The organism is Arthrobacter sp. ZGTC412 (assembly GCF_002929215.1).
In the GTDB taxonomy this organism is placed as follows: domain Bacteria; phylum Actinomycetota; class Actinomycetes; order Actinomycetales; family Micrococcaceae; genus Arthrobacter.
This window is the reverse complement of the sequence record NZ_PJII01000006.1, coordinates 19504-37260: the sequence shown is the minus strand read 5'-3', so window position 1 is coordinate 37260 and position 17757 is coordinate 19504. Positions and strand designations below refer to the sequence as shown.

Genomic DNA, 17757 nt, shown 5'->3' with positions numbered 1-17757 from the left:
AACACCGGCCCCGTGCTTAGATAGCTGGGTGTCAAATGAGAATCTGCAGCGCAACGAAGCCGCCGAACGTTCAGCCCTGATCAGCACCACCCGGTACGACGTATCGCTGGACGTGCGCCGGGCCGCGGACCCGGATGTTGCAGGTTATCCAAGCCGCAGCATTATCAACTTCACCGCCGAGCCGGGTGCCTCGACGTTCCTGGATTTCATCGGCGAGGTCCAGAGTGTGCTCCTGAACGGCCAGGAACTCTGCGCGGAGCACGTGGTGGGCGGCGCCCGGATCAAGCTGGACAACCTGCAGGCAGAGAACCAGGTGACCGTCACCGGTACCGCCTTGTACAGCCGCTCCGGCGAGGGCATGCACCGCTTCGTGGATCCCGCTGACGGCCAGTGCTACCTCTACACACAGTACGAGCCCGCGGATGCCCGCCAGGTGTTCGCGAACTTTGAACAGCCCGACCTCAAGGCCACCTTCACCTTCCATGTGACGGCACCAGCCGACTGGCACGTGGCCTCCAACGGCGCGGAAGTGAACCGGACGCTCCTTTCCAATGACCCGGCCGCGGCAGGTTGGGACTTCGCCAGAACCGAACCCATGTCCACGTACATCACCACCGTGCTGGCCGGCCCCTACTTCAAGGCAGAGGACCGCTGGCAGGCAAGGCTCGACGACGGCACCCACCTCGACGTGCCGCTCGCCCTGTACTGCCGGGCGTCCATGGCGGATTCCTTCGACACCGGTGAGCTCTTCCGGCTCACCAAGAACGGCCTGGACTTCTTCAACCGGCTCTTTGACTACCCCTACCCCTGGGGCAAGTACGACCAGGCCTTTGTTCCCGAATACAATCTCGGCGCTATGGAGAACCCCGGCCTCGTGACTTTCACCGAGAACTACGTCTTCACCTCGCGTGCAACCGAGGCCCAGTACCAGGGCCGTGCCAACACCCTCATGCACGAGATGGCGCACATGTGGTTTGGGGACCTGGTGACCATGCAGTGGTGGGATGACCTATGGCTCAAGGAATCCTTCGCGGACTACATGGGGACTTTGGGCGTTGACCGGGCCACCGATTGGGACACCGCATGGGTCAACTTCGCCAACAAGCGCAAGGCCTGGGCCTACGTCCAGGACCAGCTGCCCACCACCCACCCGATTGTGGCGGACATCCCGGACCTTGAGGCCGCTAAGCAGAATTTCGATGGCATCACCTATGCCAAGGGGGCTTCGGTTCTGAAGCAGCTGGTGGCGTACGTGGGGTTCGAGGCGTTTATCGCCGGCTCCCGCGAGTACTTCCGCAAGCACGCTTACGGAAACACGTCCCTGGCCGATCTGCTGGCGGCCCTCAGCGCCTCCTCCGGGCGGGACCTGGCCGGGTGGGCGCAGCAGTGGCTGCAGACCTCGGGCATCTCCACGCTGTCCCTGGACATCGCCGCGGATGCTGCAGCCGACGACGGCGTGCTGGGCCGGGTGGCAATCCTCCAGAAGGCGATGGACCCGGTCACCGGGCGGGAAGAACTGCGTCCCCACCGGCTGCGCGTGGGTTCCTATGATTTTGATGCCGACGGCGCTTTGGTGCGGACCGGAAGTATCGAAACCGACGTTGTGGGTGCACGGACAGAGCTTGCAGAGCTGACGGGACAGCCGCGGCCCGCGCTCCTGCTCGTGAACGACGACGACCTTACCTATGCCAAAGCCCGGCTCGACCCGGCATCCGAGGCCACGGTCCTGACCTCCCTGGAAAGGATCACGGACCCCATGGCCCGCGCCCTGTGCTGGACGGCGCTCTGGAACTCGGTCCGGGACGGTGAAAGCCCGGCTGCGCGGTACGTTGACGCCGTGGCCAACTTCGCTCCTGCGGAAACGGGCATCGGTGTCCTGTTGAACATCCTCGACAACGCAAGAACCGCCGTCGAACGCTACACCTCTGCGGCCGACCGGAAAGCCGTGCGGGCCTCCTTCCTCGCAACCGCTGCTGCAGAACTGGACGGCGCCCAGCCGGGCTCGGACCAGCAGCTGGCGTGGGCTCGTACGCTTGCCGCCCTTAGCAGGCACGATGACGCGATGCTGCACCTGCTTAGCGGCCTGTTGGACGGAACGTCCCCGGTAACAGGCCTGGCAGTGGACGCCGAGCTGCGCTGGCAGCTCTGGCACGCCTTGGCGGCCAACGGACAGGCAACGGTTGCCGAGCTCGACGCCGAACTGGCCCGCGACACCACAGCCTCAGGACGCGCCGGGCACGCCACTGCGCTCGCTGCCCGGCCCGATCCGGAAGTTAAGGCAGCGGCATGGAAAGCGGCCGTGCACGGGAACGACCTGTCCAACCAGCTGCTGACTGCCACCATCAGCGGCTTCATCTCGGCCCCGCAGGAATTGCTTGAACCGTACGTGGAGCCGTATTTTGACTGCCTTCGCGCAGTCTGGGACGGGCGCAGCATCGAGATCGCGAGCCGGATCGTCCGGGGCCTGTACCCGCTGGCGCGGGACTTGGCCGAGGGGGCGGAACCGGCGGACCATCCGGTCATTCTGCGGACGGACGAATGGCTGGCCGGGAACGCCGAGGCACCCCGCGCCCTGCGCCGGATTGTCATCGAGCAGCGCAGCCACCTGCTGCGGGCGCTGACGGCGCAGGCCGCCGTCGTCAAAACCCCGTCCGCTGCTCCGTAACTCAGGGGACCCGGTGGAGCCATTCCTCGGTGCCGAACTTGGTTCCCACGCGCTCGCGGGCGGTGGCCAGTTCCGTCTCGGTGAGCTCTGACGGAGTGGCACCGTACCGCTCGCTGAAGACTTCGATCATGGCCGCGATGATCTCGGCGCGCGCCAGGCCGGTCTGCCGGCGGAGGGGGTCCACCCGCTTCTTCGCGCTGCGGGTGCCTTTGTCCGAGAGCTTTTCCTTGCCGATGCGGAGTACCTCCACCATCTTGTCGGCGTCGATGTCGTAGCTCATGGTGACGTGGTGCAGCATGCCGCCGTTGGCGAGGCGTTTCTGGGCCGCGCCGCCGATCTTGCCCTGGTCCGTGGCGATGTCGTTCAGCGGGACGTAGAAGGCCGTGATGCCCAGTTTTTCCAGTGCCGCCATGACCCACGCGTCGAGGAAGGGGTAGGAGTCGGCGAAGCTGAGTCCGTCCACCAGGGTCTGTGGCAGGTACAGCGAGTAGGTGATGCAGTTGCCCGCCTCCATAAACATCGCTCCCCCGCCGCTGATACGGCGGACCACGTTGATGCCGTGCTTGGCCACGCCGGCGGGGTCCACCTCGTTGCGGTAGGACTGGAAGCTGCCGATCACTGTTGACGGTTCCCGCCAGTCCCAAAAACGAAGCGTAGGATTGCGGCGGCCGGCGCCCACCTCCTCGGTGAGGACCTCGTCGAGGGCCACGTTGATTTCGGTGGGCAGGACCGTGGGCGGAATGAGGTTCCAGTGGTGGTCCGCCCAGGACGTGGCTTTCGCCAGGGCACGCCGGACCGTAATGGCCACGGCGTCGGCAGAGAAGCCGAACAGGGCTGCGCCCTCCGGCAGCGAAGCGGTGACGACGGCGGAAAGTTCGGACGCCGTCGTCGTGTCCGGCAAGCCTGCCAGTCCCCGGTTGATGTCCAGGAGCGCTTCGTCGGGCTCCAGGAAGAAGTCACCGCTGACGGAGACATCGGCGAGCCGGCCGTCCACGACTTCCAGGTCAACCACCACGAGTTTGCCGCCGGGCACTTTGTACTCCCCATGGCGGCGGAAGTTGGAATCATCAGCTGGGACGGGCGGGGCAGTCATGTGTTCCATCCTGCCCCAGATAGGGCGGGGCCCTGAAACGCGGCCTGCCGTAAACGCGAAAAGCCCGCACCGTTGCCGGTGCGGGCTTTCCTTTTGAAGCTTGGGGGAAGTGAATTACTTCTTGCCGCCGAAGCCCTTGAAGCGAGCGTTGAAGCGCTCGACGCGGCCTGCAGAGTCCATGATGCGCTGCTTGCCCGTGTAGAACGGGTGGGACTCGGAGGAGATTTCGACGTCAATAACCGGGTAGGTGTTTCCGTCTTCCCACTCGATGGTCTTCTTGGAAGACACGGTGGACTTGGTCAGGAACTTGACGCCGGAAGCCAGGTCGTTGAAAACAACAGCTTCGTACTTCGGGTGGGAATCAGACTTCATAATGGGACCTTTGTTCGCACAACTGGATTTTGCCAGCTGCCAGGTATGAATGGGATGGCCGCATCCGTGCCCAAATGACGCAGGGCAGCCAGCTATCAATAATAGCGGAAACTTCGGGTGCCCGCGAACAGCGCGCGTCGCCTAATCGCGGTGCCGTAGCTCCCAAAAAGCAACGGCTGATGCCGCTGCAACATTAAGCGAATCCACGCCGTTGCGCATGGGGATTTTGACGGCGAGGTCGACGGCGGCGAGCGTCTCAGCGCTCATGCCGGAGCCTTCGGTGCCGAGCACCAAAGCGAGCCGCCCGGGGTTCTGTCCAGCGACCTTGTCCACGTCCTGCGCGTCCGGCGTCAGCTCCAGGGCAGCAACGGTGAATCCCTGCTCCTTGAGCACATGGAGGTCTTCCGGCCAACTGGTGAGCCGGGCCCACGGGACCTGGAAGACGGCGCCCATGCTGACCCGGACGCTCCGGCGGTAGAGGGGGTCGCCGCAGCGCGGCGAGACCAGGACGGCGTCGATGTCCAGGGCGGCTGCGGATCTGAAGATGGCGCCCACGTTGGTGTGGTCCACGATGTCCTCCAGGACGGCCACCCTGCGCGCACCTGCCAGCAGTTCCGGCAGGGGTACCGGCTCAGGACGCTGCATGGCGGCCATGGCACCGCGGTGAAGGTGGAAACCGGTGATCTCCTCCAGCAAGGCCGCGCTGCCGATGAAGGCCGGGACGTGGGGGTAGGCGCCGAGGATGTCCTGAAGGTCGTCCAGCCACTTTTCGGCGAGGAAAAAGGACCGGGGCTGGTGCCCTGCGGCCAGGGCGCGGCGCAGCACGCGCGATGACTCGGCGATGTACATGCCCTCCGCGGGCTCCCGGAGCTTGCGCAGGTGCACATCGGTGAGCTGGGTGTAGTCGGAGACCCGGGGGTCCGCGGCGGATTCGAGATAGTGGATTGTCACCGGGTGATTATTTCAGCAGATTCGCGATCATGAATCCCAGAGCCACCAGCCCCAGGACGAAGATCACGGCGCGCAGCACCTTCGGGGACAGCCGCCGCCCCACTTTGGAGCCCAGGATGCCGCCGATACTCGAGCTGACGGCGATCAGCAGCACCACGAGCCAGTTGATCCGGTCGAACGCGAACAGCAGATAGGAGACGGCGGCCACCAGGTTTACGCCGAGCACCAGGATGTTTTTCATGGCATTGGCGTTCTGGATGGTGCCGGTGAGGAAGACCCCCAGGATGCCCACCAGCAGAATTCCCTGGGCAGCCACGAAGTAGCCGCCATAAACACCGGCGAGGTAGACCAGGACCACCAGGAGGACACCGTGCCGCTTGTCCCGCACGGCGTGCTCCGGGTTCTCCTCCCGGTTGCGGACCCAGGCCTGCATGCGCGGCTGGAACACCACCATCAGGAGGGCCAGCACCAGAAGGACGGGCGCAACGTAGTGAAAGACTTTTTCGGGCAGGTGCAGGAGCAACCAGGCGCCGGAGATGCCGCCCAGGAGCGAAGCAGGGAGCAGCCGCATCAGTTGCCGGCCGTGGCCCTTCAGTTCACGCCGGTAGCCGAAGGCGCCGGCCGCGGTACCAAAGACAAGCCCCATGGCGTTGCTCATGGAAGCCACCACCGGGGTAACCCCCAGGGCGATGAGCACGGGGAAGGTTACCAGTGTGCCGGAGCCAACAACGGCGTTGATGGTGCCGGCCCACAGGCCGGCGATGGACACAAAGATGCTGCTGAGAAGGTCCAAGGTGCTGCGCTGCTGCCTAGCGGCTGGCGATGGCGGTGTACCGGCCCGCGTTGACGGACACGTCCAGGTCCAGCCCGAACGTTGTGCTGAGGTGTTCGGCCGTCAGCACCTCGGTGATGGGGCCTGCGGCGACCACTCCGCCGTCGCGCAGCAGCATGGCGTGCGTGAATCCCGGCGGTACTTCCTCAAGATGGTGCGTTACGAGGACCATAGCCGGTGCTGCCTCGTCCTGCGCCAGTTCTCCCAGCTTGTGGACGAGCTCCTCCCGGCCGCCGAGGTCCAGGCCGGCGGCGGGCTCGTCAAGCAGCAGCAGTTCAGGGTCGGTCATAAGGGCGCGGGCGATTTGGACCCGCTTGCGCTCACCCTCGGACAACGTTGCGAAGGTCCTGTTCAGGAGCGGGCCCATCCCCCAGTCGTTGAGCAAGCGGAAAGCCCTCCGCTCGTCGTCACGCTCGTATCCCTCACGCCAGCGGCCGGTGACGCCGTAGGCGGCCGTGACCACCACGTTGAGGACGTTTTCGTGTTCCGGGATCTGGGTGGCGAGGGCGGCGGAGGAGAGGCCAATGCGGGGGCGGAGTTCGAAGACGTCCACCCTGCCCAGGATCTCGTCCAAAATCCCGGCCTTGCCACTGCTCGGATGCATGCGCGCGGCGGCAATCTGAAGGAGAGTGGTTTTGCCTGCGCCGTTGGGGCCGAGGATGACCCAGCGTTCGCCTTCATTGACTTCCCAGTCGACTTTGTCCAGCAGGGTCTTTTTACCTCGGACAACGCTGACGGAAGCCAATTCCAGAACATCACTCATAGGAGTAGACACTAGGACAAAAAAGAGGCTGACTGATAACCCGGTGTCGCACAGCGCCGCAAGCCCGCTCGCCAGTTGTCAAGACCCGCCAGCGACGGGCTGAGCGCTAACGGCGAAGGATCAGTGCCGCGAGTTGCGGCACGTGGCTGATGAAGGGTGGATGGCCGTTCAGAAGTTGGCCAGAGCCTTATGTAGCATCCGGTGGCCCTGTTTCTCGAACTTCTCGTCCCCCACCTGGTAAGCCCAGGCAGCCGTCGAGACGGCTTCGCGCAGCATCGCGATGTTCCAGAGGTCGCTGTCTCTGGGGTCGGTGCAGTACCCCTCGAAAAAGGCGGTCTCCAGATGAGGGTGGGAGTGCCACTGCTGCGCGGCCAACCGGCAGAAATCGCTCATGGCCGGCCTGAAGTCGAACCGGCCGAAGTCGATGATTTTCACATCCCTGCCTGCCAGGAGCCAATTGCGGGGCTGCCAGTCGCCGTGGGTGGGAACCACTGAGACGGGGCGGGGCTGATATCCGTTGAGTACAGCCCTGGTTCTCTCTGCAGCAGATTCCTCTATGCGGTGCGGTGTGTCCAGCCAAGACAGCGCCTTAGTAGTGGCTTCCATTTCATAGTGGGCGTCGGTGTGTTGGGTTTGAGCGTGAAACTCGCCCAGTAGCCTCCCGGCTTGCCGGTAAGTTTCCTCTTCATACTCAGCTGACGTTCCCTGCACAAGGGAACCTTCCAGGAATTCGGTGACCAGGATGTTCATGGCACGGTCGGCATGGATGAGCCTGGGCGCGCGGTTCTCACGGGCCCACACCCCAACGGCGGACTGATGGGCAGCGATCTCGCGCCCAATATGGGTGTTGGAAGTTCCTGCAGCTTTGACGACGTATCTGCGATCTTCGCTGGCCACTTCAAGAACCGCCGTGTCCACCAGTCCCCAAGAAAGATCATTCAGTACACGTACGCCTGGCAGCCAGGTCCGGACAAGTGCGGACTGTCCAACGCCCAGGCGGTTTCGGTGCCACGATTCCATGCACCCTAGGTTACGGAAGTCCCGCCGATCTCTGTGGGTGCAGAATCACTGGATGTAGGGTTACGGCATCGCCGGGTGATTTGGGGGAACACATTGATCTTGTCGCAAGCTGTGGCTGCATGACGGACGCAGAAGTCGAGGCCGTCTACTCAAAGCGTGCTGCGGAGTACATTGCCAGGTTCGGGTCGATCAATTCTGCACATCAAGCTGATCGGACGCTTATAGGTGACTGGGCAGCACCCATCGTGGGCCCAGTGCTGGACGTGGGATGCGGGCCAGGCCAGTGGACGAAGTTCCTCGCGGACCAGGGGGCAGCCGTCGAAGGGATCGATGTGGTGCAGTCATTCATAGAGCACGCAAAGGCGCGCTTCCCCGGTATCCCGTTCAGAGTCGCCTCGCTCAACAGTCTGGGGGTCCCGAAAGCATATGCTTCGGGCATTCTTGCCTGGTACTCACTGATCCACTTTCGGCCTGACGAGGTTGTTCCCGCTCTCCAGGAGTTGGCGCTACGCCTCGTCCCTGGTGGGGCTCTCCTAATCGGCATGTTTGAAGGAGAAGAGGTCGAGAAATTCCGGCATGCAGTAGCGCCTGCGTACTCCTGGCCTGTTGGAGAATTCACGAAGATGCTTGCCGCGGCAGGTTTTGAAACCGTCGCAATTGAGCGACGAACCGACCCCGGCCACTGGCCGCATGCGGCAATCAGCGCGCGCCTGGCAGCAGGCCCGCCACGCCCCAACACGGACAGAGAAATGGTCATGTCGGCGCCCTTGCATAAACTCGCCCCATGAGTGATAGCAGTGTTTCGGTCGATTGGGAATCTGCGCGCGCCACCAACCGAGACAACTGGGAAGACCGGGTCCCCCTGCACGAAGTGGCCTACCGGGTCAGTGACTTGGACGATCCTCATCATCTAACTGAGGTCATCCGCACGGATTTGGCAGCCCTGGCACCATTCCTCCCGCGCGGAACGGTCGCCGACCTGGATGTGTGTCATCTCCAGTGCCACATAGGCACCGACACGCTTTCCCTCGCCAGAGCAGGGGCAAACGTCACCGGCGTGGACTTCTCCCCCGGCGCATTGGCATCTGCAGGCCGGCTGGCGCGGCGCCTGGGCCTTGACGCCACATGGTGGAGACCGACGTTCTGGAGGCGCGCGCCGCTGTAGACGGTGACTTTGACCTCGTCTACACAAGCATAGGAACCATCAACTGGCTCCCGGACCTGGACCGTTGGGCGGCTCAGGTAGCAGGACTCCTGAGGACTGGCGGAACGTTCTACATCCGCGACGGTCACCCCGCTCTCTACGCCATCGATGAGCACGCCCACGGACTCCAGCTTCGATATCCGTACTTTGGCAACGGCGGGCCGCAGCAATCGAACGACGAGTCGACCTACGCAGGCGACGGCAAGGTGACCCATTCCCGGACGTACCAATGGGCGCACGCTTTGTCCGAAATCATGAACGCCCTCATCGCGGCGGGTCTTCAGATCCTTCGCGTCGACGAGGGCACAACCCTCCCGTGGAAGTTTTCGCCCCGCATGGTGGAAGTGCCGGAGGGCTTCGCATGGCCAGAATCAGAGCGTGCTCTTGTGCCTTGTACTTACACGATCATCGCCCGGAAGACCGCAATGAATTCAAGGGTCCCGTCCCCCGCGGACTAAGATTGTAGGCATGACTCCGAACGTGACTGCTGTCAGCTATGGCCTGAATGTGACCCCCACCGCGCTGGAGCAGCTGCGTTCCATCCTCACGGCGCACGGCGCCTCAGTGGTCACCGAAAACGACGGCGGCGACGAACGGTACCAGGTCCATGTTGCCGAGCTTCAGCTTCCGGACGCAACCGCGGCAGGCCTCGCCGTGCTCCGGCGGGCCGTCGCCGAGGCGCAGATCAGCGGGCTCGACACAGCACTGGTTCCTGCCGGCCTCCGTTCGGCCGAACGCAAGCTCCTGATCCTGGACGTGGATTCCACCCTGATCCAGCAGGAGGTCATCGAACTCCTTGCCGCCTACGCCGGCAAGGAGGAAGAGGTGACGGCCGTTACCGAGGCTGCCATGCGTGGAGAGTTGGACTTCACCCAGAGCCTTCACACCCGGGTTGAGGTCCTCGCAGGGCTGCCGGCCGACGTCGTCCATTCCGTAAGTGACCAAGTGAAACTCAGCGAGGGGGCCGCCGAACTTGTGGCAGCTTTTAAGGCTGCGGGGCACGTGGTGGCTGTGGTGTCCGGCGGGTTCAACCAGACCCTGGAGCCGATTGCCGGCGAGCTGGGCCTGGACTACTGGCAGGCCAATGAGCTGGAGATCGTCGACGGCGCGTTGACCGGCAAGGTGCTCGGTGCGGTGGTGGACCGGGCAGCAAAGGAAAAGTACCTGCGCGAATGGGCAGCGGGTGAGGGCATTGCCCTGGAACACACCATCGCCGTGGGCGACGGCGCCAACGACCTCGACATGCTCGGCGCTGCGGGAATCGGTGTGGCATTCAACGCCAAGCCGGCCGTGCTGGCCGCGGCTGATGCTGCCGTCACCATGCCGTACCTCGACGCGGTCCGTCACATCGCCGGCGTCTGATCCCCCTCAAACGCAAAATGCGCCCGTGCCGCAGGGTTCCCTGACGGCACGGGCGCACCCGCTTAGCGTGAAGGCTAGCTCGTAGGCTTGCCGGCGCCCTTGCCGAAGTAGTCTGCGCCGCCCGCATACTCGGTGTGGCCGGACTCGACGTCGGCGGTTACCATGCTGGCCACCACGTCCGCGAACTCTTCCACGGAGTACAGCTTGCCTGCTTCCGCCCGGCGCGCTTCGATGGCACCCGGGGTGGAGCGGTCAAGGAGCGTTGCGGTGACGGTGCCCTCGATCATGTCGCCGGACACAACCACCAGGGTGATGCCCTTCTCAGCCAGGCTGGGGATGAGGTCGCGCAGTGCGTCCTCCCCGGCGCGCTTGCTGCGGGCAACAGGCTCGTACGCCTCCATGGTGGGCACGGTGTTGATGAAGTGGGCCTGGTGGCTGGTGACGAACACCACGCGGGAGCCTTCCTTCATCAGGGGCACCGCCGCGTTGAGCATGTTGACCTGCGCGTCGCGGTTCAGTTTGAGTGCGTAGTCCTCCCCCATGCCGGTTTCCATACCACCGGAGGCGTTCAGCACCAGGATGTCCAGCGTCCCAAAGTTCTCCATGGCAGCGGAGGCAAGGGCCTGGACGCCTTCCTGGGTGGTGAGGTCCGCGCCGACGGCTACGGCACGCCCACCTGCGGCTTCAATACCCTGAACCACCTTGTTGGCACGCGGCGCTTTCTGGCGGTAGTTGACCACGACGGAGGCACCCTGGCCTGCGAGGTTCTTGGCCACATCAGCGCCAATGCCGCGCGATGATCCGGTGACGATGGCAGTCTTGTTATCCAGCAGTCCCATACGGGCTCCCTTTGTTCGAAACGTCTAAATTCCTGATGGTCTGCAGTCCATCATGCCAGCGGCCAGCGCTGATTCCCCTGTCCGGGTTCCACAAAGAAGGCGGCGACTGCTAGTGCGGCGGACCGCGGCCGGGCGCAAGGTCCGGGTTGGCCGCGACTCCCAACCGTGACCCGGCGTAGGCTCCCCCTATGGGAAAGCAGGCCGGTCTGCCCGGTGCAGAGGCCACTCCGGAGCAGGTCTTCGACGGCTCGCCTGAGGGGCTGCAGATCTGCTCGGCCGTGCAACGCCTCATCGCCCGCCATCTTCAGGCGACGGCGCGGACCACCGCCAGTCAAGTGGCTTTTCGTCACCGGCGCGGGTTCGCCTACGTCTGGAACCCGCGCCGTTACCTTAAAACCAACGTTCCGGCGGTGCTCTCCATTGCCCTGCCGCGGCGCCTGGAATCCGGCCGCTTCAAGGAAATCGTCAATCCGTCCCCCGGAATCTGGATGCACCACCTTGAGCTGGGCACGGTGGCCGAGGTGGACGACGAGGTGGCCGGTTGGCTGGCGGAAGCGTTCGCGGCCGCCGCCTAAAGGTCTTTATTCTGGGCTTGGAACCGGGTCAGTGGCCCATGCCCAGGCCGCCGTCCACGGGGATGACAGCGCCCGAGATGTAGGCGGCCTCATCGCTGGAGATCCAGCGCACCACGTTGGCAACCTCGGTGGCCTCGGCAAAACGGCCTGCCGGGATGCTGGACAGGTAGTCCTTCTGGGTCGCTTCGGGGAGTTCAGCGGTCATGTCCGTGTTGATAAACCCTGGAGCCACCACGTTTGCGGTGATGCCGCGCGAACCAAGTTCGCGGGTCAGGGAACGGGCGATGCCCACCAGGCCTGCCTTCGAGGCGGAGTAGTTGATTTGGCCGGGAGCGCCGTACAGGCCGGACACGGAGGAGATTAGGACAACGCGGCCCTTGCGCAGGCGGATCATGCCCCTGGAGGCTCGCTTGATAACCCGGAACGCGCCGGTGAGGTTGGTGTCGATGACCGAGGTGAAGTCGTCTTCGCTCATCCGCAGCAGCAGGGTGTCCTTGGTGATGCCGGCGTTGGCCACCAGGACCTCCACCGGGCCGTGGGCAGCTTCCACTTCCTTAAAGGCTGCGTCCACGGACGCCTCATCCGTGACGTCGGCCTTGACGCCCAGGATTCCCTCCGGCAGCTTCGACTCGCTGCGGTAGGTCACGGCAACCTTGTCCCCGTTGGCCAGAAACGCTTCGGCGATGGCCAGGCCGATGCCGCGGTTGCCGCCGGTGATAAGGACACTGCGGGGGGCGGTGGCTGCTTCAGTCATGTAAAAATCTCCTGGTTTCTGCGGCGCGCTGGGCCGCGGTGGAAGGGGGTGATTTGGCTGACTTCGATCTTAGCGTCCGCCCACGGCCCGGTTTGGGTGCCACTGCCGTTGGTGAGAGAATTAACGCAAGCCTTTGGAGCGTGATAATCGCCGTGACCCTTGAAAACCATGCGGGACAAACCGCGCCCGGAGAACCGGACCGGTTCTCCGGTGACGCGGAAGTTCACAGCATCACAGATGCTGGGGCGGCCCATTCTGAGGACATGCGCCAGCGCATGATCAAGTACGCGGTGGCCATGGGAATCCGTATGGTGTGCCTGATCATGATCTTTGTGGTGGACGGCTGGTTCAAGATTATTGCGGTAGCCGGTGCAGTGTTCCTGCCTTGGATTGCAGTTGTTATAGCTAACGGCAATGACAAAGCCGAAGGCCACAGCGACCTGTTGCTGGATTCTGCGCCATTGGCAGAGATTGAAAGCCAGCCCGCTCCGTCCGAAGACGATGAGCACGGCAGCGAGGTCCTGCAGGGCGAGTTAATTATTGACGACGACGAAACAACATCCGGGCAGGAGCGGAGGGCATCATGAGTATTTTCGACTTCGCTGCAGGAACGGGTCCAACCGCGGTGGAAGCCGCGGCGGTCTGCTCCCGGAAGGCGTGCCGGTCCCAGGCCTCCTGGCAGCTCCTGTGGAACAACCCGAAGATCCACACCCCCGAGCGCCGCAAGATCTGGCTGGCCTGCGGAGAGCACCGGGACTGGCTGGAGGATTACCTGCAGACGCGGGGGCTCTGGAAGGAAACAGTCGTGCTGGACGCTGTCCCCCCTCCCGGTTCCCTTGAGCAGGACAACTGAATGTACCGTTTCCTCTTTTCCAGCAAGTGGCTGGGCTATCTTTTGCTGGCTGCCATCTTCGCCTCAGCCTGCGTTTTCCTGGGCCGCTGGCAGATGGACCGGCGCGCGGAGACTCTGGCGGAGATCAACCGTGTTGTCACCAACTACTCGGCGACGCCGATCCCCTTTGCTGATGCCCGGGAACAGTTCAACCGGCTGGACCCCGCCATGGAGTGGACCCAGGTGGAGTTGAAGGGCTCGTACCTTGTTGACGGGCAGCGTGTAGTCCGGAACCGTCCCCTCAACGGCCAGCCCGGCTACGAAGTGGTGGTCCCGTTCCGCCTCGCAACGGGCGAAACCGTGGTGGTTGACCGGGGGTGGCTGCCGATCGGCAACGATAATCCCGGCAGCCCCGACTCGGTGCCGGCCCCTCCGGCAGGTGACGTCACCGCCGTCGTCCGGTTGAAGCATCCGGAGCCGGAACTGCAGCGCGGCGCACCGGAAGGCCAGCTGGCCTCCATCGATCTCGCCGCCTACTCAACGCAGCTCGGGTATCCCCTGCTCACCGGGGCATACGGCCAGCTCGCCTCCGAGACTCCGCCAGCCGCGGAGATGCCACTGCCGTTCCCGAAGCCTTCCACCGAGGAGGGCACGCACCTGTCCTACTCGCTGCAGTGGTTCGCGTTCGGCGTGCTGATGTTCGTGGGTTTTGGATACGCTGCCCGCCAGCAGGCGCGCAACGCTGAGATTGACGCCGAGGCCGACGCCGAGTCATCTGAAGGTGTGCTCCATTCGGCTGCCGCGGCAGCCCGCCGTCGTCCGCCCGCCCCGCGGAAGCGGAAGAAGGCGACGGCGGAAGAAGAGGAAGACGCCCTGCTCGACGCGCAGGGGTTCTGAGGCGCCGTTCCTCGGTGGCGTTAACCCTTTCGGTTGCGTTCGCTGCCTGTGTTCCGTCCGCTGCGCAACGAACCCAGCCAAGGGGAACGCCTAAGCCAGCGTGATCAGGTCCAGGTAGTCTTCGTTCCAGTGGTCCTCGATGCCGTCGGGCAGCAGGACGACGCGCTCCGGGTTGAGGGCCTCGACTGCCCCTTCGTCGTGGCTGACCAGGACGACGGCGCCGCTGTAGTTCCTGAGGGCGCCCAGGATTTCGGCGCGGCTGGCGGGATCGAGGTTGTTGGTGGGTTCGTCCAGGAGTAGGACGTTGGCGCTGGAGGCGACGATGGTGGCCAGGGCCAGGCGGGTCTTCTCGCCGCCGGAGAGGACACCGGCGGGCTTGTCCACGTCGTCGCCGGAGAACAGGAAGGAGCCCAGGATGCCGCGCACCTCTGCGTCCTTCATGTCCGGCGCGGAGGAGCGCATGTTCTCGAGGACGGTGCGGTCGACGTCCAGCGTTTCGTGTTCCTGGGCGTAGTAGCCCACCTTGAGGCCATGCCCGGCGATGACGTCGCCGGTGTCAGGCGTGTCGACGCCGGCCAGCATCCGCAGGAGCGTGGTCTTCCCGGCGCCGTTGAGGCCAAGGATGACCACCTTGGAGCCGCGGTCGATTGCGAGGTCCACGTCGGTGAAGATCTCCAGTGAACCGTACGACTTGCTGAGGCCTTCGGCAGTGAGCGGAGTCCGGCCACAGGGCGACGGGTCCGGGAAGCGCAGGGCTGCCACGCGGTCGTTTTCGCGGACAGCTTCCAGTCCGCTCAGCAGGCGCTCGGCGCGCTTGGCCATGTTCTGTGCGGCCACGGCCTTGGTTGCCTTGGCGCGCATCTTGTTGGCCTGGTCGAACAGGACCTGGGCCTTTTTTTCGGCATTGGCGCGTTCACGCTTGCGGGCACGCTCATCCGTTTCGCGCTGTGTGAGGTAGCGCTTCCAGTCCATGTTGTAAAAGTCGATCTGCGCGCGGTTCGCATCGAGCAGGAAGACCTTGTTGACGGTGGCCTCGAGCAGCTCGGTGTCGTGGCTGATCACGATGAGCCCGCCCTGGTGGTTTTTCAGGAAGTCACGGAGCCAGGCGATGGAATCAGCGTCGAGGTGGTTGGTGGGCTCATCGAGGAGCATGGTCTCGGCGTCCGAGTAGAGAATCCGGGCCAGCTCCACGCGGCGCCGCTGGCCACCGGAAAGGGTTTTGAGAGGCTGGTTCAACAGGCGGTCCGGCAGCGCGAGGTTGGAGCAGATTGCCGCGGCCTCGGCTTCTGCCGCGTAACCGCCGGCCGCCAGAAACTCAGATTCGAGCCGGTCATAGCGGTTCATCGCCTTGCGCTGGACCGCGGCATCCTCGCTGGCCATCTCTTCGTGGGCGAGGCGGAGCTTGCCGACGGCGATGTCCAGGCCGCGGACGGACAGGATGCGGTCCCGTGCGAGCTGCTCCATGTCCGGGGTGCGGGGATCCTGGGGCAGGTAGCCGATCTCGCCGGTGCGGGTGACTTTGCCGGCAGCAGGGAGCCCCTCCCCTGCCAGGACCCGTGTCAGCGTCGTTTTCCCGGCACCGTTGCGGCCCACCAGGCCGATCTTGTCTCCCTTGTCGATGCGGAAGCTCACCTGGTCCATCAGGAGCCGGGCGCCGGCGCGCAGTTCAAGATCCTGGACAGTAATCACAGCAGGTAAAGCCTTTCACAGCAGGGATAAGCCGCAGCCCAGAGCGTCTGTGGTGGGCGTGGGCGGCAATGGCCGGAGAACGGCCCACCCAAGTCTACCGTCCGCGCCTTCAGTGCAGAACCGCGGTGCTGGTGAGGACTGTGCGGTTTCCGGGGTCGAACACCCATTGGCGTCCGCGGCTGCCCCGTTTCGAGCCGGAGAACTGAAATACTCTGATCATGGCCGTCAACTTTGAGTGCATCACGAGGACCAGCTTGTCCCGACGGGAGCTGTTTGACCTGGCCCGGAGCGTCGACGCCCATAAGGAATCGATGGCGGGGTCCCGCGAGGAAGCCGTTGCCGGTGTGACGTCCGGCCTCATCTCCCTGGGTGAGGAAGTGACGTGGCGGGCGTGGCACTTCGGCTTTCCGCTCAGGATGACGAGCCGCATCTCCGAGATGGAAGCTCCCAGCTACTTTGTGGATGAGCAAATCAAGGGCCCTTTTCGCCGCTTCCGCCACGTGCATGAGTTCAAAGACGACCCCGCCGGAACCGTGATGATAGACCGCATCGAGTTCGCGGCTCCTCTCGGATTCCTGGGACGGCTGGCCGAAAGGCTGGTCCTGGCCCGCTACCTTCAGAAACTCATCGAGACGCGCAACCGCCACCTGGCGGGTGCTTCCATCCGTGGGATCTGAGTGGCGCTAACCGAACTGGATCAGGCCCAGGGCAGGCTTTTGAGCCGGGTAAAGAGCCGGTCCACATCCCAAGCGGCAGTTGTGTTGGCCATCGCGACCATGGCGAGCCGGTCCTCCGGGTAGATGCGCATCGCGTTCCAGAAGCCACCTCCGGTCCCATAGTGCTCGACGAATGCAGGGCACCGGTTGGCATCTGCGGGCCTGCGGAACCAGCCGATGCCATGGTCGAACCGCTTGCCCCGGGCTTTTATGGTTCGCATCTCCTCAATGTGGCCCTGCCCCAGGACACGGTGCGGGTCCGCGGCCGCGGCTGCGTGCGCCGCAGCCAACCGGGAGGCGTCGGTGGCGGTGCCAACCAGACCTCCGTACGCGGCGCCGTTGACCAGGAACGGGTTCAGGCTGGTGTACCGCCCCACCGTCGGCCCAACTACCCCTTCGGGCAGGATCCGAACCAGCACTGGTCGCAGCCCACGTGCCATTCGCACATACCCTACGGCGCGGGGAGCGGCGCCGTCGTAGTTGTATCCCGTCGCGGTCATGCGCAAGGGGTTGAGCACCAGGTCCTGGACGCACTCCTCAACCGGGGCGCCAGTAGCGGCCTGCATAACCTCGCCTGCCAGTAAGTAGCCGATGTTTGAGTAGGCGGCCCGTGTGCCGACCCTCCTGCGCGGCGTGCCGTGCTTGCTAAGGATGCGGGTGAGCGAACCCGGGTCCGCCGGTTGATGCTCGGGGCGGACCCAGCGTACGGGCAGCGGGTTCCCCGGTCCGGCAGTGTGCGTAGGCAACTGGCGTGTGGTGGGGTGGCCGTGCCTCCGGTGCGGCCGGTAGCCGGGCAGGTAGGTGCCGATGGGAGCGTCGAGGTCGAGGTGGCCGTCGGCGTGCAGCTTCATCGCGGCAGTCGCGGTGGCAATTTTGGTCATGGAAAACCACAGGTACTGGTCCTCGGGCCGGGCTCGACGCCGTTGCGCCAGATCGGCGTAACCGACGGCACCGACGTAGAGGACCCTGTCCGGAGCGGCCACCGCGATGGACATTCCCGGAATGTTTGCGGCCGAAGCGATCCTTTGCAGGAGGGCATCGACACCACCGGCGGAAAGTTGGCGGGGCAGCCCGCCCGGTTCAGGCGACGGGTGGTCAGCAGGGGTCATGACTCAGAGTGGCAGCCAGGGCGCCAATTGCGCCAGCGCCTGCGGCCATGGAAGAACCTCGTAGTAGTCGAGGACCGTGCCAAG

Annotated in this window: 20 protein-coding genes; 10 read left to right on the top strand and 10 right to left on the bottom strand. The window is 64.5% G+C overall.

The genetic code is table 11. The features are described from left to right. Positions 1-28: 28 nt before the first annotated feature. The gene (gene pepN, locus CXQ88_RS09555; RefSeq protein ID WP_104043938.1) at positions 29-2665 is read left to right on the top strand and encodes an aminopeptidase N; all 2637 of its coding nucleotides are present in this window, start codon (positions 29-31) and stop codon (positions 2663-2665) included. A 1-nt stretch (position 2666) separates the two neighbouring features. Here the strand turns inward: pepN and CXQ88_RS09550 are convergent, their stop codons facing one another. The 6 genes from CXQ88_RS09550 to CXQ88_RS09525 form a co-directional block, all read right to left on the bottom strand. Beyond that, positions 2667-3758: a lipoate--protein ligase family protein gene (locus tag CXQ88_RS09550; RefSeq protein ID WP_104043937.1), complete on the bottom strand. Its 1092-nt coding sequence runs from the start codon at positions 3756-3758 to the stop codon at positions 2667-2669. 114 nt (positions 3759-3872) lie between these two features. Continuing rightward, positions 3873-4130, bottom strand: a complete 258-nt coding sequence (locus CXQ88_RS09545; RefSeq protein ID WP_104043936.1) for a type B 50S ribosomal protein L31 — start codon at positions 4128-4130, stop codon at positions 3873-3875. A 141-nt stretch (positions 4131-4271) separates the two neighbouring features. Continuing rightward, positions 4272-5081 carry a TrmH family RNA methyltransferase gene (locus tag CXQ88_RS09540; RefSeq protein ID WP_104043935.1) on the bottom strand — a complete coding sequence of 270 codons (810 nt, stop codon included), beginning with the start codon at positions 5079-5081 and terminating at the stop codon, positions 4272-4274. A gap of 7 nt (positions 5082-5088) precedes the next feature. Further along, complete coding sequence (locus CXQ88_RS09535; protein ID WP_104043934.1) at positions 5089-5874, bottom strand: sulfite exporter TauE/SafE family protein; 786 nt, start codon at positions 5872-5874, stop codon at positions 5089-5091. Positions 5875-5890: 16 nt separating this feature from the next. Then, positions 5891-6676 (bottom strand): ABC transporter ATP-binding protein, encoded by a 786-nt coding sequence (locus CXQ88_RS09530; protein ID WP_104043933.1) that lies wholly within the window; start codon positions 6674-6676, stop codon positions 5891-5893. A 168-nt stretch (positions 6677-6844) separates the two neighbouring features. Further along, the gene (locus tag CXQ88_RS09525; protein WP_104043932.1) at positions 6845-7696 is read right to left on the bottom strand and encodes a phosphotransferase; all 852 of its coding nucleotides are present in this window, start codon (positions 7694-7696) and stop codon (positions 6845-6847) included. Between the two features lie 119 nt (positions 7697-7815). On the opposite strand from CXQ88_RS09525, the gene CXQ88_RS09520 reads away from it, so the two are divergent. The 4 genes from CXQ88_RS09520 to serB are packed head-to-tail and all read left to right on the top strand — an operon-like array spanning position 7816 to position 10262. Then, the gene (locus CXQ88_RS09520; protein ID WP_104043931.1) at positions 7816-8484 is read left to right on the top strand and encodes a class I SAM-dependent DNA methyltransferase; all 669 of its coding nucleotides are present in this window, start codon (positions 7816-7818) and stop codon (positions 8482-8484) included. Then, the gene (locus CXQ88_RS22295) at positions 8481-8861 is read left to right on the top strand and encodes a class I SAM-dependent methyltransferase (RefSeq protein WP_258061797.1); all 381 of its coding nucleotides are present in this window, start codon (positions 8481-8483) and stop codon (positions 8859-8861) included. Before CXQ88_RS09520 ends, CXQ88_RS22295 begins: the two co-directional genes overlap by 4 nt. Then, a complete protein-coding gene (locus CXQ88_RS22290; RefSeq protein WP_258061796.1) occupies positions 8822-9358 on the top strand; it encodes a hypothetical protein in 537 nt (178 codons plus the stop codon). The genes CXQ88_RS22295 and CXQ88_RS22290 overlap by 40 nt, the downstream gene beginning before the upstream one ends. Before the next feature lie 10 nt (positions 9359-9368). Beyond that, complete coding sequence (serB, locus tag CXQ88_RS09510) at positions 9369-10262, top strand: phosphoserine phosphatase SerB (RefSeq protein ID WP_104043930.1); 894 nt, start codon at positions 9369-9371, stop codon at positions 10260-10262. Positions 10263-10336: 74 nt separating this feature from the next. On the opposite strand, the gene CXQ88_RS09505 is transcribed toward serB, so the two are convergent. Further along, the gene (locus CXQ88_RS09505) at positions 10337-11101 is read right to left on the bottom strand and encodes an SDR family oxidoreductase (RefSeq protein WP_104043929.1); all 765 of its coding nucleotides are present in this window, start codon (positions 11099-11101) and stop codon (positions 10337-10339) included. Between the two features lie 188 nt (positions 11102-11289). Here CXQ88_RS09505 and CXQ88_RS09500 point away from each other — a divergent pair, with 188 nt between their 5' ends. Further along, on the top strand, positions 11290-11676 hold the full coding sequence (locus tag CXQ88_RS09500; protein ID WP_104043928.1) for a DUF5655 domain-containing protein: 387 nt from the start codon (positions 11290-11292) through the stop codon (positions 11674-11676). A gap of 28 nt (positions 11677-11704) precedes the next feature. Here CXQ88_RS09500 and CXQ88_RS09495 read toward each other — a convergent pair whose 3' ends face one another. After that, positions 11705-12430 (bottom strand): beta-ketoacyl-ACP reductase, encoded by a 726-nt coding sequence (locus CXQ88_RS09495; protein ID WP_104043927.1) that lies wholly within the window; start codon positions 12428-12430, stop codon positions 11705-11707. 152 nt (positions 12431-12582) lie between these two features. On the opposite strand from CXQ88_RS09495, the gene CXQ88_RS09490 reads away from it, so the two are divergent. From CXQ88_RS09490 to CXQ88_RS09480, 3 genes are read left to right on the top strand one after another with little or no spacing between them, the layout of a single operon-like run. Then, on the top strand, positions 12583-13017 hold the full coding sequence (locus CXQ88_RS09490; protein ID WP_104044066.1) for a DUF3099 domain-containing protein: 435 nt from the start codon (positions 12583-12585) through the stop codon (positions 13015-13017). Then, positions 13014-13283 (top strand): hypothetical protein, encoded by a 270-nt coding sequence (locus CXQ88_RS09485; protein WP_104043926.1) that lies wholly within the window; start codon positions 13014-13016, stop codon positions 13281-13283. Before CXQ88_RS09490 ends, CXQ88_RS09485 begins: the two co-directional genes overlap by 4 nt. Next, on the top strand, positions 13284-14159 hold the full coding sequence (locus tag CXQ88_RS09480; RefSeq protein ID WP_104043925.1) for an SURF1 family cytochrome oxidase biogenesis protein: 876 nt from the start codon (positions 13284-13286) through the stop codon (positions 14157-14159). It abuts the gene before it with no gap. A gap of 90 nt (positions 14160-14249) precedes the next feature. Here CXQ88_RS09480 and CXQ88_RS09475 read toward each other — a convergent pair whose 3' ends face one another. Continuing rightward, on the bottom strand, positions 14250-15848 hold the full coding sequence (locus tag CXQ88_RS09475; protein ID WP_104043924.1) for an ABC-F family ATP-binding cassette domain-containing protein: 1599 nt from the start codon (positions 15846-15848) through the stop codon (positions 14250-14252). A gap of 218 nt (positions 15849-16066) precedes the next feature. Here CXQ88_RS09475 and CXQ88_RS09470 point away from each other — a divergent pair, with 218 nt between their 5' ends. Beyond that, a complete protein-coding gene (locus tag CXQ88_RS09470) occupies positions 16067-16525 on the top strand; it encodes an SRPBCC family protein (protein ID WP_104043923.1) in 459 nt (152 codons plus the stop codon). A 20-nt stretch (positions 16526-16545) separates the two neighbouring features. On the opposite strand, the gene CXQ88_RS09465 is transcribed toward CXQ88_RS09470, so the two are convergent. Beyond that, the gene (locus CXQ88_RS09465) at positions 16546-17673 is read right to left on the bottom strand and encodes a serine hydrolase domain-containing protein (protein ID WP_104043922.1); all 1128 of its coding nucleotides are present in this window, start codon (positions 17671-17673) and stop codon (positions 16546-16548) included. Between the last annotated feature and the right edge of the window lie 84 nt (positions 17674-17757).

Coding starts and splice junctions, on each gene's coding strand:
- CXQ88_RS09495 (WP_104043927.1), bottom strand. CDS start 12,430: ATGACTGAAGCAGCCACCGCCCCCCGCAGTGTCCTTATCACCGGCGGC.
- CXQ88_RS09530 (WP_104043933.1), bottom strand. CDS start 6,676: ATGAGTGATGTTCTGGAATTGGCTTCCGTCAGCGTTGTCCGAGGTAAA.
- serB (WP_104043930.1), top strand. CDS start 9,369: ATGACTCCGAACGTGACTGCTGTCAGCTATGGCCTGAATGTGACCCCC.
- CXQ88_RS09545 (WP_104043936.1), bottom strand. CDS start 4,130: ATGAAGTCTGATTCCCACCCGAAGTACGAAGCTGTTGTTTTCAACGAC.
- CXQ88_RS09470 (WP_104043923.1), top strand. CDS start 16,067: ATGGCCGTCAACTTTGAGTGCATCACGAGGACCAGCTTGTCCCGACGG.
- CXQ88_RS22290 (WP_258061796.1), top strand. CDS start 8,822: ATGGTGGAGACCGACGTTCTGGAGGCGCGCGCCGCTGTAGACGGTGAC.
- CXQ88_RS09485 (WP_104043926.1), top strand. CDS start 13,014: ATGAGTATTTTCGACTTCGCTGCAGGAACGGGTCCAACCGCGGTGGAA.
- CXQ88_RS09520 (WP_104043931.1), top strand. CDS start 7,816: ATGACGGACGCAGAAGTCGAGGCCGTCTACTCAAAGCGTGCTGCGGAG.
- CXQ88_RS09500 (WP_104043928.1), top strand. CDS start 11,290: ATGGGAAAGCAGGCCGGTCTGCCCGGTGCAGAGGCCACTCCGGAGCAG.
- CXQ88_RS22295 (WP_258061797.1), top strand. CDS start 8,481: ATGAGTGATAGCAGTGTTTCGGTCGATTGGGAATCTGCGCGCGCCACC.
- CXQ88_RS09480 (WP_104043925.1), top strand. CDS start 13,284: ATGTACCGTTTCCTCTTTTCCAGCAAGTGGCTGGGCTATCTTTTGCTG.
- CXQ88_RS09550 (WP_104043937.1), bottom strand. CDS start 3,758: ATGACTGCCCCGCCCGTCCCAGCTGATGATTCCAACTTCCGCCGCCAT.
- CXQ88_RS09525 (WP_104043932.1), bottom strand. CDS start 7,696: ATGGAATCGTGGCACCGAAACCGCCTGGGCGTTGGACAGTCCGCACTT.
- CXQ88_RS09465 (WP_104043922.1), bottom strand. CDS start 17,673: ATGACCCCTGCTGACCACCCGTCGCCTGAACCGGGCGGGCTGCCCCGC.
- CXQ88_RS09505 (WP_104043929.1), bottom strand. CDS start 11,101: ATGGGACTGCTGGATAACAAGACTGCCATCGTCACCGGATCATCGCGC.